General features: G+C 63.5%; 17 protein-coding genes. 2 read left to right on the forward strand and 15 right to left on the reverse strand.

Features of this window, described 5'->3' with window-relative positions:
- The 5 genes from OXG98_05545 to OXG98_05565 form a co-directional block, all read right to left on the reverse strand.
- Nucleotides 1-1368: S8 family serine peptidase (locus tag OXG98_05545; GenBank protein MCY3771466.1), on the reverse strand; the 1368-nt coding region annotated here is incomplete at its 3' end.
- Nucleotides 1369-1435: 67 nt separating this feature from the next.
- Nucleotides 1436-1987, reverse strand: a complete 552-nt coding sequence (locus tag OXG98_05550) for a DNA translocase FtsK 4TM domain-containing protein (GenBank protein ID MCY3771467.1) — start codon at nucleotides 1985-1987, stop codon at nucleotides 1436-1438.
- Between the two features lie 21 nt (nucleotides 1988-2008).
- Nucleotides 2009-2809, reverse strand: a complete 801-nt coding sequence (gene purQ, locus OXG98_05555) for a phosphoribosylformylglycinamidine synthase I (protein MCY3771468.1) — start codon at nucleotides 2807-2809, stop codon at nucleotides 2009-2011.
- Between the two features lie 112 nt (nucleotides 2810-2921).
- On the reverse strand, nucleotides 2922-5354 hold the full coding sequence (gene purL, locus OXG98_05560; protein ID MCY3771469.1) for a phosphoribosylformylglycinamidine synthase subunit PurL: 2433 nt from the start codon (nucleotides 5352-5354) through the stop codon (nucleotides 2922-2924).
- Entirely contained in the window at nucleotides 5351-5839 is a 489-nt protein-coding gene (locus OXG98_05565; GenBank protein MCY3771470.1) for a phosphoribosylformylglycinamidine synthase subunit PurS, read from the reverse strand. Before OXG98_05565 ends, purL begins: the two co-directional genes overlap by 4 nt.
- Before the next feature lie 555 nt (nucleotides 5840-6394).
- On the opposite strand from OXG98_05565, the gene OXG98_05570 reads away from it, so the two are divergent.
- The gene (locus OXG98_05570; protein ID MCY3771471.1) at nucleotides 6395-7195 is read left to right on the forward strand and encodes an RNA polymerase sigma factor RpoD/SigA; all 801 of its coding nucleotides are present in this window, start codon (nucleotides 6395-6397) and stop codon (nucleotides 7193-7195) included.
- A gap of 207 nt (nucleotides 7196-7402) precedes the next feature.
- Nucleotides 7403-10480, forward strand: a complete 3078-nt coding sequence (gene secA, locus OXG98_05575) for a preprotein translocase subunit SecA (protein MCY3771472.1) — start codon at nucleotides 7403-7405, stop codon at nucleotides 10478-10480.
- A 62-nt stretch (nucleotides 10481-10542) separates the two neighbouring features.
- Here the strand turns inward: secA and OXG98_05580 are convergent, their stop codons facing one another.
- The 10 genes from OXG98_05580 to xseA form a co-directional block, all read right to left on the reverse strand.
- On the reverse strand, nucleotides 10543-11319 hold the full coding sequence (locus tag OXG98_05580; GenBank protein MCY3771473.1) for an ABC transporter ATP-binding protein: 777 nt from the start codon (nucleotides 11317-11319) through the stop codon (nucleotides 10543-10545).
- A 68-nt stretch (nucleotides 11320-11387) separates the two neighbouring features.
- Nucleotides 11388-12050: an FtsX-like permease family protein gene (locus OXG98_05585; protein MCY3771474.1), complete on the reverse strand. Its 663-nt coding sequence runs from the start codon at nucleotides 12048-12050 to the stop codon at nucleotides 11388-11390.
- Complete coding sequence (locus OXG98_05590; GenBank protein ID MCY3771475.1) at nucleotides 12047-12442, reverse strand: PqqD family protein; 396 nt, start codon at nucleotides 12440-12442, stop codon at nucleotides 12047-12049. The genes OXG98_05585 and OXG98_05590 overlap by 4 nt, the downstream gene beginning before the upstream one ends.
- Nucleotides 12443-12501: 59 nt before the next feature.
- Nucleotides 12502-13446: a hypothetical protein gene (locus OXG98_05595; GenBank protein ID MCY3771476.1), complete on the reverse strand. Its 945-nt coding sequence runs from the start codon at nucleotides 13444-13446 to the stop codon at nucleotides 12502-12504.
- The gene (locus tag OXG98_05600; GenBank protein MCY3771477.1) at nucleotides 13443-14192 is read right to left on the reverse strand and encodes a CDP-alcohol phosphatidyltransferase family protein; all 750 of its coding nucleotides are present in this window, start codon (nucleotides 14190-14192) and stop codon (nucleotides 13443-13445) included. Before OXG98_05600 ends, OXG98_05595 begins: the two co-directional genes overlap by 4 nt.
- A gap of 19 nt (nucleotides 14193-14211) precedes the next feature.
- Nucleotides 14212-15921, reverse strand: a complete 1710-nt coding sequence (recN, locus tag OXG98_05605) for a DNA repair protein RecN (GenBank protein MCY3771478.1) — start codon at nucleotides 15919-15921, stop codon at nucleotides 14212-14214.
- Nucleotides 15922-15994: 73 nt separating this feature from the next.
- Complete coding sequence (locus OXG98_05610) at nucleotides 15995-16882, reverse strand: NAD(+)/NADH kinase (protein MCY3771479.1); 888 nt, start codon at nucleotides 16880-16882, stop codon at nucleotides 15995-15997.
- Nucleotides 16882-17979 (reverse strand): polyprenyl synthetase family protein, encoded by a 1098-nt coding sequence (locus OXG98_05615; protein ID MCY3771480.1) that lies wholly within the window; start codon nucleotides 17977-17979, stop codon nucleotides 16882-16884. Before OXG98_05615 ends, OXG98_05610 begins: the two co-directional genes overlap by 1 nt.
- A gap of 143 nt (nucleotides 17980-18122) precedes the next feature.
- Complete coding sequence (xseB, locus tag OXG98_05620; protein MCY3771481.1) at nucleotides 18123-18389, reverse strand: exodeoxyribonuclease VII small subunit; 267 nt, start codon at nucleotides 18387-18389, stop codon at nucleotides 18123-18125.
- A gap of 17 nt (nucleotides 18390-18406) precedes the next feature.
- Complete coding sequence (gene xseA / locus OXG98_05625) at nucleotides 18407-19717, reverse strand: exodeoxyribonuclease VII large subunit (protein ID MCY3771482.1); 1311 nt, start codon at nucleotides 19715-19717, stop codon at nucleotides 18407-18409.
- Between the last annotated feature and the right edge of the window lie 36 nt (nucleotides 19718-19753).

The raw sequence follows: 19753 nt of genomic DNA on the forward strand, positions 1-19753 counted from the left end.
CACCTTTTCGGGCGTCCAGTGGGGATAGGCTTCCAGCAGCAGCGCGGCGACACCCGCCACCAGGGGCGCAGAGAAGGATGTGCCGTTGAGGCGCGTGTAACCGTCGAAGCTGAACGGGTCCACCGTGTAGACGTCTTCCCCCATGGCCATCACGTCCGGCTTGATGCGGCCGTCGAAGGTGGGGCCGATGGAGGAGAAGACCCAGCGACTGCCGGATGCGTCGACGGCTCCGACGGAGATCACCTTTTCCGCGTCGGCAGGCGCCCCCATCTTTTCATAGGGGGCGCCGCCCAGGTTTCCCATGCTGTTCACGACCACGATCCCACGGTCCGAAGCCATGGAAGCCGCCCGGGTGATCATGGCGGTTTCGCCATCCATATCTTCATAGGAATACCAGTCGGGGTAACTGAGCGAACTGCTGATTACGTCCACGCCGAGGCTGTCGGCCCATTCCATGGCGGCCACCCAGAAGTCCTCCTCGATCTCGTTCTCGAATGCGACGGCCTCCGTGCTCGCGAGGAGGTAACGGGCTCCGAAAGCCGGACCGACCAGATGGCCCGGCGCGTATCCGCCGATGGTGCCGAGCACCGCCGTACCGTGACTGGAGTCCTCCAGTCCGGTGAACCCGGTTTCGTCCCGAAGGAAGTTGCGCCGCGCTTCCACCCGGGTTCTCAGGCTGTCGAATGCTACGTGATCCAGGCTGAATCCCGTGTCGAAGAGCGCCACGAGCACGCCGTTTCCGGTAAGCCCCAGATCGTGGAGTTCCGGTACCTGCAACTGGTTCAGCTGAATGAAGGAAGGACCGTAATCGAGTCGGGCGGACCGGATCGCCCGCAGCCTGACGTCCGTTTCCGCCGGGCCGGGAAGTTGCGGCGGGACGGGGCGCGGATAACGGAGCCTGGCGACCGCGTCGATCCTCAGCACGAAGGGCTGGCCGGCCAGGCCGTCAATATCTCCGGCCGGGATGGATACGCTCGCCGCGTTCAGCCAGCGGGACACCTGGAGGACCCTGCCCCCCAACCCTTCGATGCGCTCCAGGTAGGGATCGTGGACGGGGATATCCTCCCATCCCGCCAGCCGGTTGCTTCTTGTCGACAGCCGCCGGCGGGTGCGGGGCGACAGCCTGTCTTCAGCGGCCGCCAGCGCGGTGTCGTATCCGGCCCCCGGGGCCTGGCCTTTGTCCGCCAGGTAAACCCATACCTTCAGCACCTCGCCGGGCGGCCTCGTGGCGAGCATGTTCTGAAGGCGGCCGGAAATCCCCGGTTCGCCGCCGGGGGCGATCCCCCGCACCGGCTGCTGATCGGGCACGGGGCCGCCGTAAGCATTGGAGGTAACGAGGATGAACAGGAACGGCAGGCATCGCTTCATGGCAGGCTTTCATGTGGGCGGGATGGGGACGGGATCGATACCAGCGGCCTGCGCCCCGCCCTGACTGCTATTCGGTTCGGGCGTTGCGCTGTCGGACGGCCCTTCGTCTGATCAGGCACAAGTAGAACATGATCCCCAGGACTGCAAGAAAAAAAGCGCCTCCCAGTATCAGCGAGAGGTCCACGCCCAGGACGCCGGCCATCTGCCTTCCGAGGTAGAACCCCAGGACGCCCCCGATTCTGAACCGAAGGTACTCGGGGAGAATCGGGATCAGGCTCGCGGTGGCGGTTCCGGTAACCACGAGGACCAGGAGCCAGGCGGATTGCCAGATCAGTCTCGCCGGACGCTGCCCCCGGATCCTGTTCAAGGCGAGCAGGCCGATGAGAACGGGGACGACGTATCCCCCGTATCCCAGGACGAGCATCACGCCGTAGGATACCAGGGCGCCGGGACGGCCGCCCAGGTTGACCACTTCATCCGGACCGCGGCTTGAATTGGGATAGTCGTCTTCCGCGTGGGTTACGAGGCTGAGCAGGACGAATACCGCGACGGGCACCAGGAGAAGCCCGATCGCGTGTATGCGGCGTTCGATGGCTCGGCTGAACGGGGGGAAGCTCAAACGATACGCTCCCGTCAGGTGCTAATGGATCCCGCGGGCATAGTCCACGGCGTTCCGGAAGATGTGCAGTCCGTCGGGCTCCCTGCGGCCCTCCCGGGTCCACCGTGGATGATGGGTCGGATGGGTATATCGCTCCGGATGAGGCATGAGCCCGAAGATCCGGCCGGTTGCGTCGCAGATCCCTGCGATGGCGTCCACCGAGCCGTTGGGGCTCCAGGGATACCCGGCCTCGTCGCCGTCCACCCAGGGCGGATTGGCATACCGAAGGGCGACGTGGCCGCCGGAAACGAGCCGTTCCCGCACACCCCGCGAAGCGAGCATGACCTTGCCTTCTCCGTTTGCGACGGGTATGTATATGGTGTCCGGCATGTTTCGGGTGAAGACGCAGGGACTCCCGGGGTCTCTTCGCAGGTAGACCCAGCGGCACTCGAACTTGCCGGAGTCGTTGTAGAACACCGTCGCCTCCTGTCGCCGCCCGCTCGGTTCCGTCTGGGGCAGCAGACCCATCTTGACGAGCACTTGGAATCCATTGCAGATACCGAGGATGAGTTTCTCTTCCCCGATAAACGATTCCACGTCTTCCATCAGCTTGTACTGCATTTCGTTGGCGAGCACCTTGCCGCCGGAGAGGTCGTCACCGTAGGAGAACCCGCCGGACAGGACCAGTATGTCGTATTCGGACAGGCGACGGCGTCCCTGGATGAACTCGTTGATGTGGATAGGATCCACCCGCGCCGCACCGGCGAGCCGGAAAGCATGGGCCGTTTCTTCATCGCAGTTGATCCCCGCGGCGCGTAGAATCAGGACCGAGGCGGCAGGCATGGAAACTCCCGAATTTGAAAGGATATGAAAGGCGGATCGCCCGATCCGTTTGGCCCGCGCGGCCCGCCCGGATCGCCCGGATCGCCTGCTCCGCCTGCTCCGCCCGGTCGCGTCACCATCGCAGGGGACGCTGCCAGGCTTCCTTCAGCGTACGAAGGTCCGCCGATATGATTTCATCGCCCCGGAGGCCGCGTACGACCAGGCGGTCCTCTTCGGTAACGACGCCCACGCGGCCGAGCGGACTGCCGGCCATCCACGCTTCGAAGTCGGTCTCCCGTCCACTGGGCACTTCTACCACGAACCGGCTGTTCGATTCGGAAAAAAGGACGATGTCGTCGCGGTCCGCGCCCCCGTCCCGGGGGACGGCATCGAGATCCAGCGTCACGCCGAATCCGCCCGCGAAGGCCATTTCCGCCGCGGCCACGGCCAGGCCGCCCTCGGAGCAGTCGTGGCAGGCGGCTACCAGGCCCCGCGACATGGCCCGGTGCAGCCGGTTCATGGTCGCGCCCCCCGTGTCCGTGTCCAAGGTCGGCACGTTGCGCCCGATGAATCCGAGCATGCTGTAGTACCGGGAACCCCCCAGCTCATCGCGTGTGCATCCCGCGACGTATATACTGTTACCCGGCGCCTTGACGTCCATGCTGACTGCCCGGCTCACGTCGTCCATGACGCAAATGGCCGATATGAGCAGCGTGGGAGGAATGGCGATGGCCCGGTTGCCGTCGGAGAATTCGTTGTAGAAGCTGTCCTTCCCCGAGATGAAAGGCGTGCCGTAGGCCACCGCGATATCGTAACAGGCCCGCGCCGCGCGGACCAGCGCGGCGAGCCGGTCCGGCTTGTCCGGATTGCCCCAGCAGAAATTGTCCAGCAGCGCGGTCCGGTCGACGCTGCCGCCCACGCAGGTGATCTGCCGGAGGGCTTCGTCTATGGCGGAGGCCGCCATCCAGTACGGGTCGATGTCGGCGTAGGACGGATTGATGCCGTTGGCTACGATGACGCCCCGGTCCGACGAAAGCACCGGCCGCACGATGGCGGCGTCGCCGGGTCCGTCGTTCCGGGCGCCCTGGAGGGGCTTCAATACACTGCCCCCCTGCACCTCGTGGTCGTATTGACGGACGACCCATTCCTTGCTCGCCACGTTCCACGACGACAGCAGCCGCGTCAGGCTCGCCGAAGGATCGGGGCGGTCCGCTTCGGGGGGCTCGGGATGCTCCGGCGGGTCCCAACGGGCCTTCCGGGCGATACGCGGCACCCCCTTGTGCAGGAATTCCATGTCCAGGTCCGCGACCGTGGACCGTTCGGCGTCCTCCCGATCGTCCCTGTAGGTGACCCGCAACCTTCCGTCGCCGGTAAAGGCTCCGATCACCGAGGCCTCGACGTCCTCGCTCGCGCAGAGGTCCCGCAGGGCCTCGATGCGGTCGGGCGGGACCGCCAGGATCATGCGTTCCTGGGACTCCGAGAGGAAGATCTCCCACGGTTTCAACCCGCCGTATTTAAGAGGCGCCTTTTCCAGGTGCACTTCCGCGCCCGTGTCCTGACCCATTTCGCCGACGGCCGACGAGAACCCGCCTGCGCCGCAGTCGGTGATGTTCCGGTAGAGCATGCGGTCCCGGGCCTGCATCAGCACGTCGAGGATCTTCTTCTCCTCGATCGGATTTCCGATTTGAACGGCCTGCGTGGCGGTGGATTCCGAAGATTCGGTCAACTCGATGGACGAAAACGTGGCCCCGTGGATTCCGTCTCTGCCCGTCCGCCCGCCGATGGAGACGATAAGATCGCCGGGTTCGGCCGACTTGTCGACCCGGTCGACCGGGATGATGGCCGCCGTGCCGCAGTAGACCAGCGGATTGCCCAGGTACCGCTCGTCGAACAGGATGGCCCCGTTGACGGTTGGTATGCCCATGCGGTTGCCGTAGTCCCGGACGCCGGCTACGACGCCCTTGAAGATGCGCTTCGGATGCAATACGCCTTCAGGCAGTTCGTCATAGGGGAAGTCGGGCGGCGCAAAGCAGAAGACGTCCGTATTGAAGATGGGCTTGCCGCCCAGGCCCGTCCCGAGCGGATCGCGGATGACCCCGCCGATGCCCGTGTTGGCTCCGCCGTAGGGGTCCAGCGCGGAAGGATGGTTGTGGGTCTCTACCTTGAATACGAGATGATAGTCTTCGTCGAACTCGATGATGCCCGCGTTGTCGACGAACACGGATACGCAGCGGTCTTCATCGCCCTTCTGCCGGCGGATATCCTCGGTCGCCTTCCTTATGGAGCGGGCGAAGAGATTGTCGATGCGCTCCGTCTTTCTGCCCGAGACGTAATCGATGACCCCGTTGAAGACCTTGTGCTTGCAGTGCTCGGACCAGGTCTGCGCGATCGTTTCGATTTCCACGTCGGTCGGGTCCCGTCCGATCGAGGCGAAATAATGCCGTATCGACCGCATTTCCTCCAGGTTGAGGGCTAGCATGCCATCCCGGCTCAACCGCATCATTTCATCGTCGGTCGCCTTCAGCAAGGGGAGGGTCTCTACCGTGTCGTCGGCCTCGTAGGTCATTGGCCCCCTTCATAGCATTCGTACCGTTCGATCACATCGTTGGCAAGCAGCCGGCGGCATATGGTGTCGATCTGAGGCCGGTCAAGCGGACCCCCCAGGATGTATCCCCGGCCCGTGTCCACCGATTCAATCCCCGTGACGCCCAGGTCGCGGCTCCCTTTCAGCGCCGTTTCGCCCACGGCGTCGGTCACCCCCTGCCTGAACCATACTTCCACGCCCCACTGGCCGGATTCGACCGGCAGGCCCGCGGCGTCGATTTTCAGATGTTCCTGAGTGACCGGGTCGGCGAGCAGACCGGTGGTGATCCGGTCGAGTTCGGCCGTCGACAGTTCCCCGTGGAGCGTGTAGAGCCGGACGTGCCGAACGCGTTCGACCCCGTTGATGCCTAGGTCAAGGATATCTCCGCGGAGACTTTCTCCCACGGCGTCCACCACGTCTTTCCGATTCGCTACGGCAATACGCCATGTTTTCGATTCCGCGGCCATCCGCCGTTTCCTTGCGGGAAGGATCTCCGGTCATGGAGGTATGCGTCCGATTTCGAGAGTGCCAATGTATCCACCGGTCCTTCTCCTGTCAATCTTAAAGGGAAAACACTTGACTTTACGGGCGATATCGGTTTATTTTGGGTATACTGGGAACTGTCACCCAGGCAAAGCCTTCTTGTAAGCCTGTACATGCTGGATTCCGGTTGTATTCGATGGCAACCCTTCTCAGTTCCCGTTGTCTGAGTGATGACGCAATTTCAGTTTTTGAACGCGCATCCGCCGGATTGTCCTTTCCGTTTGTCTGCCGATGGCGTCTTTGCCGCTTGCATATTCTGAAACAGGGTCCTGTATGGCACGCATCGTTCGGCACGCCGTTGACACCACAGAGGATCGTGATGTAACGGGAACCGGGCCTGCGTAGGCCGGAGCGGAAGGGATATCCCGCGCGTGGCGCATGGCGCGGAGGGGAGGTGAAGCAAGATCAGCACTTCATATCAAGAGTCCTATGGCAACGGGGCGAGATACGAACAGGCGCTGTATCGCTACCTGGCCGAGATGTCCAAGTATCCCTTGATAACGGCCGAAGAGGAGGTCAGGCTGGCCCGCCTGATCAAACAGGGCGACCAGAACGCCCTGGACAAGCTGGTGAAGGCCAATCTGAGATTCGTCGTCAGCGTGGCCCGGCAGTACCAGAACTACGGCCTGCCCCTGCTGGACATGATCAACGAAGGTAACATGGGCCTGATGCGGGCCGCCAAGAAGTTCGACGAAACCAGGGGTTACAAGTTTATCTCCTATGCTGTCTGGTGGATACGCCAGGCCATCATACAGTCCATTGCCAACCAGTCGAGGACTGTTCGGGTCCCGGTAAACCGCTCTGAAGAGCTTCGCCGCATCAAGCAGACCTCCAAGCATCTGCAGCACGAGCTCGGCCGCAAACCCGAAATAGACGAGATCGCCGAGGAAATGGATATCTCGGTCGACGAAATCAACGAGGCCCTCAGTTCATTCAGCCACTGCATCTCCCTCGACGTTCCCTTCAATCACGATGACGACCGCAGCCTGCTCGACCTCCTGCCCGACGAAATGCAGACGGCGCCGGACGAGAGCACCATGCTCCAATTCCTGAAGTCGGACGTGGGGAAGGTACTGGACACGCTTCCGCCCCGCGAGGCGGAAGTGATCCGCCTGTACTTCGGCGTAGGGTCGGAAAGGGCCCACACGCTCGAGGAAATCGGTATTCGTTTCGGCCTGACGCGGGAACGGATACGCCAGATCAAGGAACGTGCGCTGCAGCGTTTGCGGCACGCGACCCGCAGCGGGAAGCTCAGCCCCTATCTCCGGGACGACGACTGAGGGGGAGTCACCGTTCGAATACAGCAGGCAGCCCCGGCGCGACCACGCTTTCCCGCCGGGGTTTTTTCTTGAGAAATGGAACCGGAAACCGGCCGTTCCGGTTCAAATAAAAGGGTTGTTCCAGGCTGGCCGCGCCTGTAAGTTTCATCGTCGGCATATCAGCCGCAAGAGTCCGCCTCCACGGCACGGAACGAGGGACGAAACACCATGCTCACCCCGATCAAGAACCTGATTGCCAGCGCTTTCGGGACCAAGCACGACAGGGACGTCAAGCGGATGGAGCCCATCGTCGACGCCGTCAACGAATGGGCCGACGAATACCGGACGCTTGAAGAAGACCAGTTCCCCGAAAAGACGCGGGAGTTCCGGTCCAGGTGGGAGGACGGCGAGGAACTGGACGAAATCCTGCCCGAAGCCTACGGCCTGGTCAAGGAGGCGTGCAGACGCATGATCGGCCGGTCGTGGACCGTCCCCGGCCAGGGCGAAATGGTATGGGACATGACGCCCTACGACGTGCAGATCATCGGCGGGATCGTGCTTCACGAAGGCAAGATCGCCGAGATGGCGACGGGCGAGGGCAAGACGCTCGTCGCCCTTTTTCCCATGTATCTCAACGGCCTGACCGGACGCGGCGCCCACCTGGTGACGCACAACGAGTTCCTCGCCAAGCGCGACCGGGCCTGGATGGGACCGGTATTCGAGTTCCTCGGGCTGACGGTGGAATGCCTGGAGAACAACGATCCCGACGTAGAGCGCAAGAAAGCGGGCTACCAGGCGGACGTGACCTACGGGACCACCAACGAATTCGGGTTCGACTATCTCCGGGACAACATGAAGTGGCGCCTGGAGGACCGCGTGCAGCGGGGGCACAGCTACGCGATCGTGGACGAGGTGGATTCCATCCTGATCGATGAAGCGCGCACGCCCCTCATCATCGCGGGGCAGGTAAGCGAATCAAACAGCGGGAAGTACGCCGAATCGCTGCCGGACGTCCAGAAACTCATGCGCGCCCAGACCCGCTTCGTGGCGAAGATCATCGCGGATGCGGAAGCTTTGCTGGATAACGAGAAGGAGGACGACTACGAAGCCGGGACCAGGCTGTTGCAGGCGCAGCGGGGCATGCCGAAGAACAAGAAGCTCCTGAAACTGCAGCAGGAGCCCGGCATCAAGAAGCTCATACAGCAGGTGGAGGGGGATTACATCCGGGAAAAGCGCATGTCGCAACTGGACGATGATCTCTTCTTCACGGTCGATGAAAAAACCCGCCATACCGAGATCAACGAGAAAGGCCGGGAACTCCTTTCGCCGGGCGATCAGGAGCTCTTCGTCATACCCGATCTCGGCGAAGGCATGGTCGAGATCGAATCCGACGCGAGCCTCACCGAGCAGCAGAAGGACGAGCGGAAGGCCAAGCTGGAGAAACTGTACGCCGAACGCAGCGAGCGCATCCATAACATGCACCAGTTGCTCCAGGCCTACGCGATCTACGAGAAAGACATCGATTACGTCATCGAGAACGGGAAGGTCGTCCTGGTGGATACCTTCACGGGCCGGTTGATGTACGGGCGGCGGCTGGCGGAAGGCCTGCACCAGGCCATAGAGGCCAAGGAAGGCGTAAAGATCGAGCAGGAAACGCGCACCGTCGCTTCCATCACCATACAGAACTACTTCCGCATGTACGAAAAGCTGGCGGGCATGACCGGCACGGCCGTTACGGAGGCGAGCGAGTTCTTCGCGATCTACAAGATGGACGTGGTGGAAATACCGACCAATCAGCCCGTCCGGCGCATGGACTACGACGACGTGGTCTTCCGGACCCGGCGGGAGAAGTACAACTCGGTCCTGGACGAAATCGAGGAAATGAACACGCGCCGCCGGCCCATCCTGATCGGGACCACCTCCGTCGACGCCTCGGAAACGCTGAGCCGCATGTTGAAACGCCGGGGGATCAAGCACAACGTGCTGAACGCCAAGTTCCACCAGCAGGAGGCGGAAATCATCGCGAAGGCGGGACAGCCCGGTTCCGTGACCATCGCCACGAACATGGCGGGGCGGGGCACCGATATCAAGCTCGGCGCGGGCGTGGTGAAGTGCGACCGCTGCCACCTGGAAAACGGCGAGTCGCTCAATACGCCCACGGCGGAAGGGCTGACCGTGCGGGACTGCATGGCGGACGTGCCCTGCGGACTCCACATCATCGCAACGGAACGCCACGAAGCCCGCCGTATCGACCGCCAGCTCCGCGGCCGTTCCGGACGCCAGGGAGACCCGGGTTCCTCGCGTTTCTACCTCTCTCTGGAGGACGACCTGATGCGGCTCTTCGGTTCCGAGCGCATCGCGGCCGTCATGGACCGCCTGAAGATACCGGACGGGGAAGTGATCGAGCACTCCATGGTGACCCGGTCCATCGAACGGGCCCAGAAGCGGGTGGAGGCCCAGCATTTCGACATGCGAAAGCACGTGCTCGAGTATGACAACGTCATGAACCAGCAGCGCGAAGCCGTGTACGACCGCCGCCTGCACGCCCTTGAGCGGAAGGACCTCAGGAACGACGTCATCGAGATGATTCGAGGGGTCGCCGAACGGAAGGTCGCGGAATACACCGATCCCAAGACCTATCCCGAGGACTGGGAACTGGACGCTTTGAGCGCCGATCTGGCCCGCAACTTCCACGTGGCCGTGGCCGTGGCCGAAGACGAAATGGCCGATCTGAACGTGGAATCGCTGGTGGAGCTCGTCGACGAGAAGATGCTCGAATCCTACGAGCGGAAGGAAGCGGCCCTGGCACCCTCTCCCGACCTGATGCGCGACCTGGAGCGCCTGGCCACCCTGCACGTCATCGACAACGCCTGGCAGGAACACCTGTACGAAATCGACCGGATGCGGGAGGGCATCGGGCTGCGCGCCTACGGTCAGCTGGATCCCCTGATCCAGTATAAGAAAGAAGCCTACGCCATGTTCGAGGAGTTGTGGGACCGGCTGGACGAGGAGATCGTCAAGACCGTGTTCAACGCCGAGCTGGCGGAAACGCGGATGCCGCGCCAGGAAGCCCCGACCAACATGCGGGCGATCCACCAGGAAGCCCCGGCCATGGCCGGCATGGCCGCGGAAGACCCCGAAGCGGAGGCCGGCGTCCGGCGGGGGGGAAGACGGGGTTCGGACTCCGACGGGAATTCATCCCGGGCCCGGCCCGTCAAGGTCGACCGGAAAGTCGGCCGCAACGCGCCCTGTCCCTGCGGAAGCGGCAAGAAGTACAAGAAGTGCTGCGGAGCGGGCGTCGCCTGAAAGGTCCGAGGCGCGCGTCAGCCATCTGCAGCGCCTGAACTCGATCCCACCTGAAAACTGTCTTATTCTTCCTCGGCGCCGATCTGCCCCAGGTCCAGGTCCAGTTCGTCGCGCCGCTGGTTCTTGGTGATCCTTCCGTCCTGTACCCACAGGATGCGGTCTGAAACGTCCAGCATCTTCAGATCGTGGGTCGCGGAAATGATCGTCACCTGTTTTTCCTGGTTCAGCTCCCGCAACAGTTCGATGATCTCCCGTCCGGTCTTCCGGTCCAGGTTGCCCGTGGGTTCGTCCGCGAGGACGATGGCCGGGTCGTTGGCCAGCGCGCGGGCCACGGCGACGCGCTGCTGCTGCCCGCCGGACAGTTCCAGCGGCTTGTGCTGGACCCGCTCGCCGAGGCCCACCAGCGTCAGCAGGTCGACGCCCTTGTCGATGGCTTCGTCCGTCGCCAGGCCGGCGAAAATCATGGGCAGGGTGACGTTTTCCAGGGCGGTCATGACCGGAATCAGGTTGAAGGTCTGAAAGATGTAACCGATCTTGCGGCACCGCAGCCAGGCCAGTTCATAGGCGTCCAGCTGGGCGACGTCGACCTCGTCGATGTAGACCTTGCCCTCCGTGGGCTTGTCCAGCGCGCCGATCATGTTGAACAGGGTGGACTTGCCCGAGCCCGACGGGCCCATGATGGAGATGTACTCGCCGCGCTGGACCTCCATGTCGATGCCCTTGAGCGCCTCCAGGGAGAGCTTGCCCATCTGGTACACTCTCTTGACCCCGCGCGTGCGGACGATATTCTGCGTTTCGGTATCCGGCGCGTCCATTACCGCGGTCTGTTCTTCTGTCATTTTCCGCCCCTTTCAGATATCTGTTCGAATCCGCTCGTTCCGGCAAGCGTTCCGGGTGCAGTCCGATGTCAAACTTCCGTGCGCATGGCGTCGGCCGGAGGCATCTGGGATGCCCGGTACGCGGGGTACAACGCCCCGATGATGGCGAGACCCAGTCCGGCCCCCAGCGAATACAGGCCGCTTCGCACCACGTCCAGCAGAGGAAAAAGCATCAGGGGGTCCCATCCATAGGAGGTCATCATGGAAACCAGCATGAACAGGCAGCCAAGTATGACCCCGCCCACCGAACCGACCAGTCCCTGGAAGGTAGACTCCAGCACGAACAGCTGTATGATGAACTTGTCCAGCGCCCCCAGGCATTTCATGGTCCCGATTTCCCGGTACCTTTCGGTCACCGACATCAGCATGGCGTTGGTGATTCCGACCACGCACACCAGCAGGGAGAGGGAAACGAGCCATACCTGCTGCGTCGCCGAATCGCCGTCCGCGCCTTTCTGTTCCAGCAGCGCCCGGACCTGGGGGGAACCGCCTTCAACGAGCGCTTCGTTGATGGCCGCGCCGGTCAGGATGGACATGAGGAAGGCGATGCCGAAGAAGATCCCGCCGATCGTGATCAGCGACCGCCAGAACCTGATTCGCAGGCTGCGGAAACTGATCTCGATCGCCTTGGACAAGGGCAATGAGATCTGCTTTTCCGTCGTGCCGGCCGTCGCGACTGATTCCGTCGTCATGCGTTCTTTTCTCCTTTTCTGTTTGCCACGGCCAGTCCAATCAGTCCCTTTTCCGTGAGTTGCTTCAAATACGTCAACGTGGAGACTTCCGCTTCCTTGCGTTCCAGCTTGTATTCGTTCCGGATCGTCGATATCACGTGGTCCACCGTGTTCCGCCCGTCACATAGCCCCCAGAGGAACGAGCCGATCCGGTCCAGCACCACCGTCCGCCGGCTTGGCACGTAGAACACCCTGGACAGGGTATTGATCCACCAGGTCTTTCTCCTCGGGATGCCCAGCACGATTTCCCCGTCGGAGTTTTCTTCGCAGGTCAGTCTTTCATTGCGTACCGGCTTTGCGCGCAACAACTCCCTTCGAGGCAACGGGGGCGGTTTCTTTCGAAAGAACGACATGATTTACGACCCGTGGAAAAGATGCCGGCCATGGACGAGCGTGTATGCTTCCCGCAAGATCAGTGGCAAATCACAGTACCGGCTATCCCGTCCAGGAAGTCTGGCCGGTGCGTCTCGCCCATGTGTCGCAGCACGTAGAGCCTATTGCCATCGATACAATGCCAGCCGCAACAACTCAATGGTTTTTTGCGCGGACGCCGCCACGGCAGCCACGCCATCCGGCTGTGAACCGTCTCGGGATCCACGCCCTCGCCGGTCCCGCGGACGCCCGGATGACCGTAAGCGGAAGCGGAGCCATCGACCCAGTTGTCCATCTCGTTTCCGTAGGTATCCTGGAACCACTCCGGGAACGTCCGGTTCTCGAGGTGCATTTCGGCAAGGCTCATCCTTACCAGTTCCAATCTGGCGCCACCGTACTCAAATGTCAACTCGATCCGTCCCGTCAGAAAGGCATGCTTCACGAGGGCGCATTCGGACGGCAGTTCGAATTTCAGCCCGTACACGGCCCAGACGGCGGTGTCGCCCCGTGCGTGGTCGTCCAAGGTGTTCAGAAGCCTCGAGGCCTGGGCCATGATGGATTCGCCCCCGCGTCCGAGGACCTGGGCAAAGACCGTACGTCCGCAGGTTTCGCACATCCACAGGCAGCCATAGGCCTGCAGGGGGTCGCGCCCTTCCGTCCGCCAGTGGAACCCCTCCACTGTTCTGTCCGCCAGCACGGACTCGTCCTTGATGAGCCCCAGGTCCCGCCGGACTTTCACCGGCGGCGCCTTCTTTTCGCCCTTTCCGGAAAGATTCTTGAGATATCTCGCAACCACCTGGTCGACGGGTTCCCGGCCCCGGGTACGCTCCCACCTCAGTTCGAAACGGGGCATTTCCGTATCGTCGAGCCGCAGGTAGCCCGATGTATAATCTCCCGTTACCGCGCCGATACTCCAGTCTTCCGGCCGCTCGAACGACAGGTGATGCCAGCCGGTGACCGCCCATTTCGAAGCGCCGCGATTCATGTAAGCGTACTTTCCCGTCGCATTTCCCTGCGATCCATCGTGCCGGAAGCCCCGGGGACTCCCGCGGTCTCCGGACTGCCCGACCGGGTCCGGACCAGCCGCGCGAACCCCAGGACGTAATGAATGCCCGATCCGACGACGCAGCAGAGCGCCGCCCAGAGCGCCCACGCCCCATAAGGCTGCAGGTCCGCGGCGTAAAGGAAAAGCGTGCCACCCATGACCAGGGTGGTCAGTTTCCCGATCCGGTCGGCCGGCAGGACCAGGTTGCCGGGCCTGAGATAAAGATACGCGCCCGCCCCCAGTATGGCCAGGTCGCGGGCGATGACCAGTGCGGCCGCCCACAGGGGGAAGTCCCGAAACAGCACCAGGAAGACCGCCAGGCTGCCGACCAGGATCTTGTCGGCCAGCGGGTCGAGGACGAGCCCCCATTTGCTTTCCCAGCGGAAACGGCGCGCCAGGTAGCCGTCGGCCGCGTCCGTCAGAAAAGCCCAGCCGATGAGCGCGTAGAGGCCCAGCTGCGCATCCTGGGCGAAACCCCAGTATATGAACGGCACGGCGGCTATCCGCGAGAGGGACAGCAGGTTGGGCGGAGACCAGAACCCTCCCGTTCTTCCGGCCCGCCTGGTCCGCCTCGCCGGCCTGGTCCGCCCTGCCTGCCCGATTTGCCCGATCTGCCTGGCCTGCCCGATCTGCCTGGCCTGCCCGATCTGCCTGGCCTGCGCGTCCTGCCCGGAATCCGGACTCATGTCGCCGTCCTTCGCGGTCTCACACGGCCGCCGTGCGCCGAAGCATCTCGCGGGCGTGCGAGAGGGCCATGGCGTCCACCGTCTCCCCGGCCAGCATGCGCGCGATCTCCCGGATCCTGCCGTCCTCGTCCAGGTGATCGACCAGCGTGACCGACCTTCCTCGAGCCGACTGCTTCTGCACGGTAAAATGCGTACGGCCCCAGCAGGCGACCTGGTGAAGATGGGTGATGCACAGCACCTGGTGGTCCCTGGACACTAATTTCAAACGGTGCCCGACCGATTCGGCGATGCGTCCGCCGATGCCGATGTCCAGTTCGTCGAAGACCAGGGTCGGCATGCGGTCCGATTCGGCGAGGATCACCTTCAGGGCCAGCATGACCCGGGATATCTCCCCGCCGGACGCGATATTCACCAGCGGCTTGAGCGCCTCTCCGGCATTGGGCGATATCAGGAATTCGATCCGGTCCATCCCGTGGACGTCCACGTGAAAGCGGCGGCCGTCGATGCTCAGGGGGCCGTCCTCGGACTCCTGCCAGTCGATCCGGACCTGGAATCCCGTCTTCCCCATGCCCAGTTCCGCCAGTTCCGCCACCACCCTGCTTTCCAGTTTTCGCGCCACCTGCTTTCGCCGGTCCGACAGGGCCTTTGCCCGCACGGTCAACTCCTCGCGGGCCGCTTCTACTTCCGCGTGCAAACGGTCCCGCCGTTCGTCGACCGTGTCCATCTGGTCCAGTTCTCCGGCGATCCGGTCACGGTAGGCCACGACATCCTCGATCGTGGCGCCGTATTTCCGTTTGAGACGCCCGACGAGATCCAGGCGGTCCAACACCTCTTCCAGGCGCGCCGGATCGTACTCGACGCGGTCGCGGTAGCGCCGCAGGAAATCGGTGCAGTCGTCGAGCTGGTAGCGCGCGTTCCGAACGCCCCCGAGGGCTTCCCCGAGCGCGGGGTCGATCCGCTCCGCTTCCTCCAGCGCGCGGATGACCCGGACCAGTCCGTCGACGGCCGCGCCTTCCCCTTCGGAGAGCGCGTCGGAAGCGTCCGAGGCGACCCGGATCAACTGCTCCGCGTTTTCGAGGACGGCCCGCTCCCTTTCCAGCGCCTCGTCTTCTCCCGGAGACAGGTCCGCCTGGTCGAGCTCGTCCAGCTGAAAGCGGTAAAGCTCCTCGCGCTCCCGGGTAGCGGCGAGTTCATCTTCCAGCCGCCCCAGTGCCTCCGAACACTCCGTGAAACGACGGCAGGATTCGGCGACCTTTTGTTTCGGCGCTCCGGCATCCTCGAACCCGTCGAGGAAATCCCGGTGCGTCCGCGGGTTCAGAAGCGTCTGGTGATCGTGCTGCCCGTGCAGGTCCACCAGCAGGACGCCCAGGCTCTTGAGGACGGAAACGGGGACCAGGCAGCCGTTGACCGTGCACCGGTTGCGGCCGTCGCGGCTGACCTCCCGCCGGATGATCAGCGTATCCTCTTCCACGTCCACGCCGACTTCTGCCAGCAGGGCCTGCACTTGTGCGTCCCGCGCTCCTTCGAACAACCCTTCGATCGTCGCGGTCCGGGCGCCACTGCGTATGGCATCCGACGTGGCCCGGCCGCCGAGAATGAGTCCCAGCGCGCCGATCAGGATGGACTTCCCGGATCCGGTCTCCCCCGTGAGCACGTTCAATCCGGGGGTGAATTCGATGTCCACCTCGTCGAGCAGCGCGTAGTTTCTGACCCTCAGGTTCGCAAGCATAGGCCACAACAGGAATAGCGGTGACAGGCGGACGAGGCGGACCACACGGACCAGCTGATTCCCTCCGGCTGAGTCAGCGTTCGCCCCATTTCAGCTTCGAACGCAGGACGTCGTAATAAGAACGATCCATGAACCGGATCAGATGTATGGCGTGGTCCGCCCGGCAAAGCTCCACGGTACAGCCCGGCTGTATGACCACGTTTTTCTGCCCATCCACCGTCAGCAGGAGATCCGGATGGTCGGCCCGGACTTCGACTCGAATGCGGTCCCGCGCGGCGAGCACCATCGCCCGGTTGGACAGGGTGTGCGGACAGATGGGCGATACGACGATCGCTTCCATGTCCGGCGCAAGGATCGGGCCGCCCGCCGCCAGCGAATAGGCCGTGGATCCGGTCGGGGTCGAGACGATCAACCCGTCCGCCACGACGTCATTGACGTATTCGTCGTTGATGTAGATACCCAGTTCGATGACCCGGCAGATCGAACCCTTGTCGATTACGATATCGTTCAGCGCCGAAAACACTTCGCCGCCGACCGCGTCCCCCGAAGTTCCGTTTCCTGTCCTTCCTTGCAGGACCAGCCTCTTGTCCAGCGAGTATCTCCCTCCGAAGACCCGTTCAAGGGCGTCGCCCAGCTCGTCGGGGGTCGTCTGCATCATAAAGCCGAGCTTCCCGGTGTTGACCCCGAGAATGGGTATGCCGGAAGCGCCTACCAGGCGCGCCGTCTTGAGCAGCGTGCCGTCCCCCCCGATGGCGATGATCCAGTCCGCCTCCCCCGCGACGCCGTCGTCCGTATCGACGATCACGCAGCCCCGGCGGGACGCATAATCGCTGACCAGATCCGCCAGGTCGGACGAAAGCGTCGGTTTTCCGGACCGCGACGAAAGAAGCCGGACGAGTTCCGGTATCAGGCGGCGGACCATGGGACGGGCTGGATTGGCGATGATACCCACGCGATGCATCAGAAGGACCTTCCGATCAGGTATTCCGCCCAGTTGACCAGGTACCCCTTATAAGAAGAGTCGGGAATCGCATCGAGATTTCGAATGGCGTCGGCCACGCGCCGTTCCATGAGCGCCCGGGCGTGGTCGAGACCGCCGTGGGCCAGGATGAGATCGCGTACCTCCGCGATCTGGTCATCGGTAGCCTCCGGTTTTCCGACGACATCAAGCAGGAACCGCCTTTCGGCGGCCGAAGCCTTTTGGTACGTGTGCACGAGCAGCAGCGTACGTTTCCCTTCCCGCAGGTCGGAGCACACCGGCTTTCCCAGGGTGGCCTCGTCGGCCGTGAGACCCAGGATGTCGTCCTGCAGCTGGAAGGCCACGCCGCATTCTCCGGTGAAGGATGAAATCGCCCGTACCAGGGGGTGGGTCCGGTCCGGCGTGTTCAGGCCGATCATCGCGCCGGCGGCGCCCGCGAACGCGTAGAGCGCGCCGGTCTTTCGCCAGAACATATCGATTACGGACGCTTCGTCCATGCGTTCCATGGGGGCCTTGGCGTATTGGATGTCCAGGGCCTGGCCGCCTACGAGCGCCAGCAGGACCTCCGTTTCCAGGTAACGGATCAGTTCGATCACCATCTCGCCGTTGTCCGCATCCGCGTCGTACAGTTCAGACAGGAGCGCGGTGGCCCATCCGTGCTGCACCTCGCCCGTCATGATACCGATGGACACGCCGTAGTGGGCGGCTTCCCGTTCGTCGAAGGCCTCCGTGGCCAGCGCCCGTCTCCGGAACGCCTCGTGGACGGTGGGCGCGCCGCGCCGCAACGCGTCACGGTCCATGATGTCGTCATGAACGATGGTCCAGGTGTGGAACACTTCCACGGCGACGGCCGCGGGCGTCGCCGTCTGCTCCTCCCCGCCTACGGCGCCGCAGGAGAAATAGAGGACGCAGGGACGAAGCACCTTGCCGGACGCCTGAAGGTAGCTGAGCACCCCGTCGTGAATGTCCTCCGGAACGAACAGCGCTTTACGGCGGTCCCGTTCCAGGTATTCGTGCACCCAGCCCTTGCGCTCGGCCAGCGCTTCGAGGAATGCCCGCTTTTCCTTGGTATCTGCCATATGCCACACCAGGTATATAGTATATCGCGTCCGTGCCGGCGCGTCATGCGTCCCTGCCGGCAGGCCGAGCGCGATAGGCGGGACGATTCCCAATGAAACGGACGTCCTTCGCGCCGGGAACGCTCAAGGGAGGCGCGCCGATGTCAGAAGGACAGGTCGTCGTCCTGGCCAGCCGGTGTTTCGGGTTCGAGGGGCTCGATGACAAACCGGCCGTTCTCCACCCGGACCAGCTTCCGCACGTGTTCGTCCGCCGCATTCAACTGGCGCGTGCAGATCCGGGAGAGCTCGATGCCTTCCTGGAACAGGGCGAGCGACTCGTCCAGCGGAAGATCGCCCTGCTCCATGCGCTCCACGATGTGCTCCAGGCGCTTCAGCGCCTCCTCGAAGGTCGGTCCTTCTTTCTCATTCATCCTGGGCATCCACTGGGTTAGGTATGTTCCGGGGAATCTGATTCGTCGAAGAGACTGAAGGACTCTGCCGCCTCCCCGCGCCGTTTCCTGCGCGGCGCGGCCGCGATTGGTTCCGCCCTGCCGCGAATGTGTTCGACGCGGCAGAACGCCTCGCCTTTGCGCAGCCGGATGTTCACCCGGTCGTCCACGCTGAGTTCATCCGCGCTGCGGACGACGCCGCCGTCGGACGCCCGGTGGCAGACCGCGTATCCACGCTCCAGGACCGAGAGGGGGCTGAGCGCCTGGAGCCGGCCGGCCAGTCCGCTGACCGTCTGGCCGCGTGTTTCGTGATCGTGGAAGCATCTGTCGGCCAGACGGCGGGTCAGCTCATCGGTGAACTGGGCGTACTGTCCGATCTGGTCCACCGGTCTCCTGAGTCCGTAACTGGAGACCAGCGCGGCGACGCGCTGGCGGTGCAGGTCCATGTAGGCCGCCATGCCTCCGCAGAGCCGCCTCAATACGCTATCGGACCGGTCCTTCAGTTCCCGCAGGTCGCGAACGACGATTTCGGCCGCGCCCGACGGCGTGGGGGCCCGGTGGTCGGCGGCGAAATCGGTCAGGGTAAAGTCCGTTTCGTGCCCCACGGCTGAGACTACCGGAATGCGGGACTTGAAAACGGCCCGGACCACCGCCTCTTCATTGAATGCCCACAGGTCCTCTGCCGATCCGCCTCCCCGACCGACGATCAGCACGTCCACTTCGCCGTAGTCGTTCATCTCTTCGATGGCGGCGGCGATTTCGGCCGCGGCGCCTTCGCCCTGCACAGGCGCCGCCCGCAGGATGATCGAGACCCATGGCGCGCGCCGGCGCAGCACCTGTATGATGTCCCGTATCGCCGCGCCGGAGCCCGAGGTGACCACCCCCACGCGCTCCGGGAAGGACGGCAGCGCTTTTTTGTGCTCCTCCCGGAAGAGGCCCTCTTCCTCGAGCCGTGCTTTCAGGCGTTCGAAGGCCGCCTGGAGCGCGCCTGCGCCAACTGGCGTCAGCTGCTGGGCGACCAGCTGGTACTGCCCCTGTACTTCGTAGACGGAAAGGACACCCCGTGCCAGGACCTCCATGCCGTCTTCGGGCTCGAAAGTCAGTTTCCGGTTGGCCGATCGCCACATGACGCAACGCAACTGGCTGCGGTCATCTTTCAGGGAGAAGTAGGCATGGCCGGACGAGTGCCGTTTGTAGTTGGAGATTTCGCCGGACACCGACACATAGGGGAACGCTTCTTCGAGCAGCGTCTTGACCCCCGCGGTCAGTTCGGTAACGGTAAGGATACGGGTATCGGCATCGGTCCCCACGCCTGGTCTTCCTCCCCTGCCTCTATCGGCAACGCC

The organism is Gemmatimonadota bacterium, assembly GCA_026706345.1.
Lineage (GTDB): Bacteria > JAAXHH01 > JAAXHH01 > JAAXHH01 > JAAXHH01 > JAAXHH01.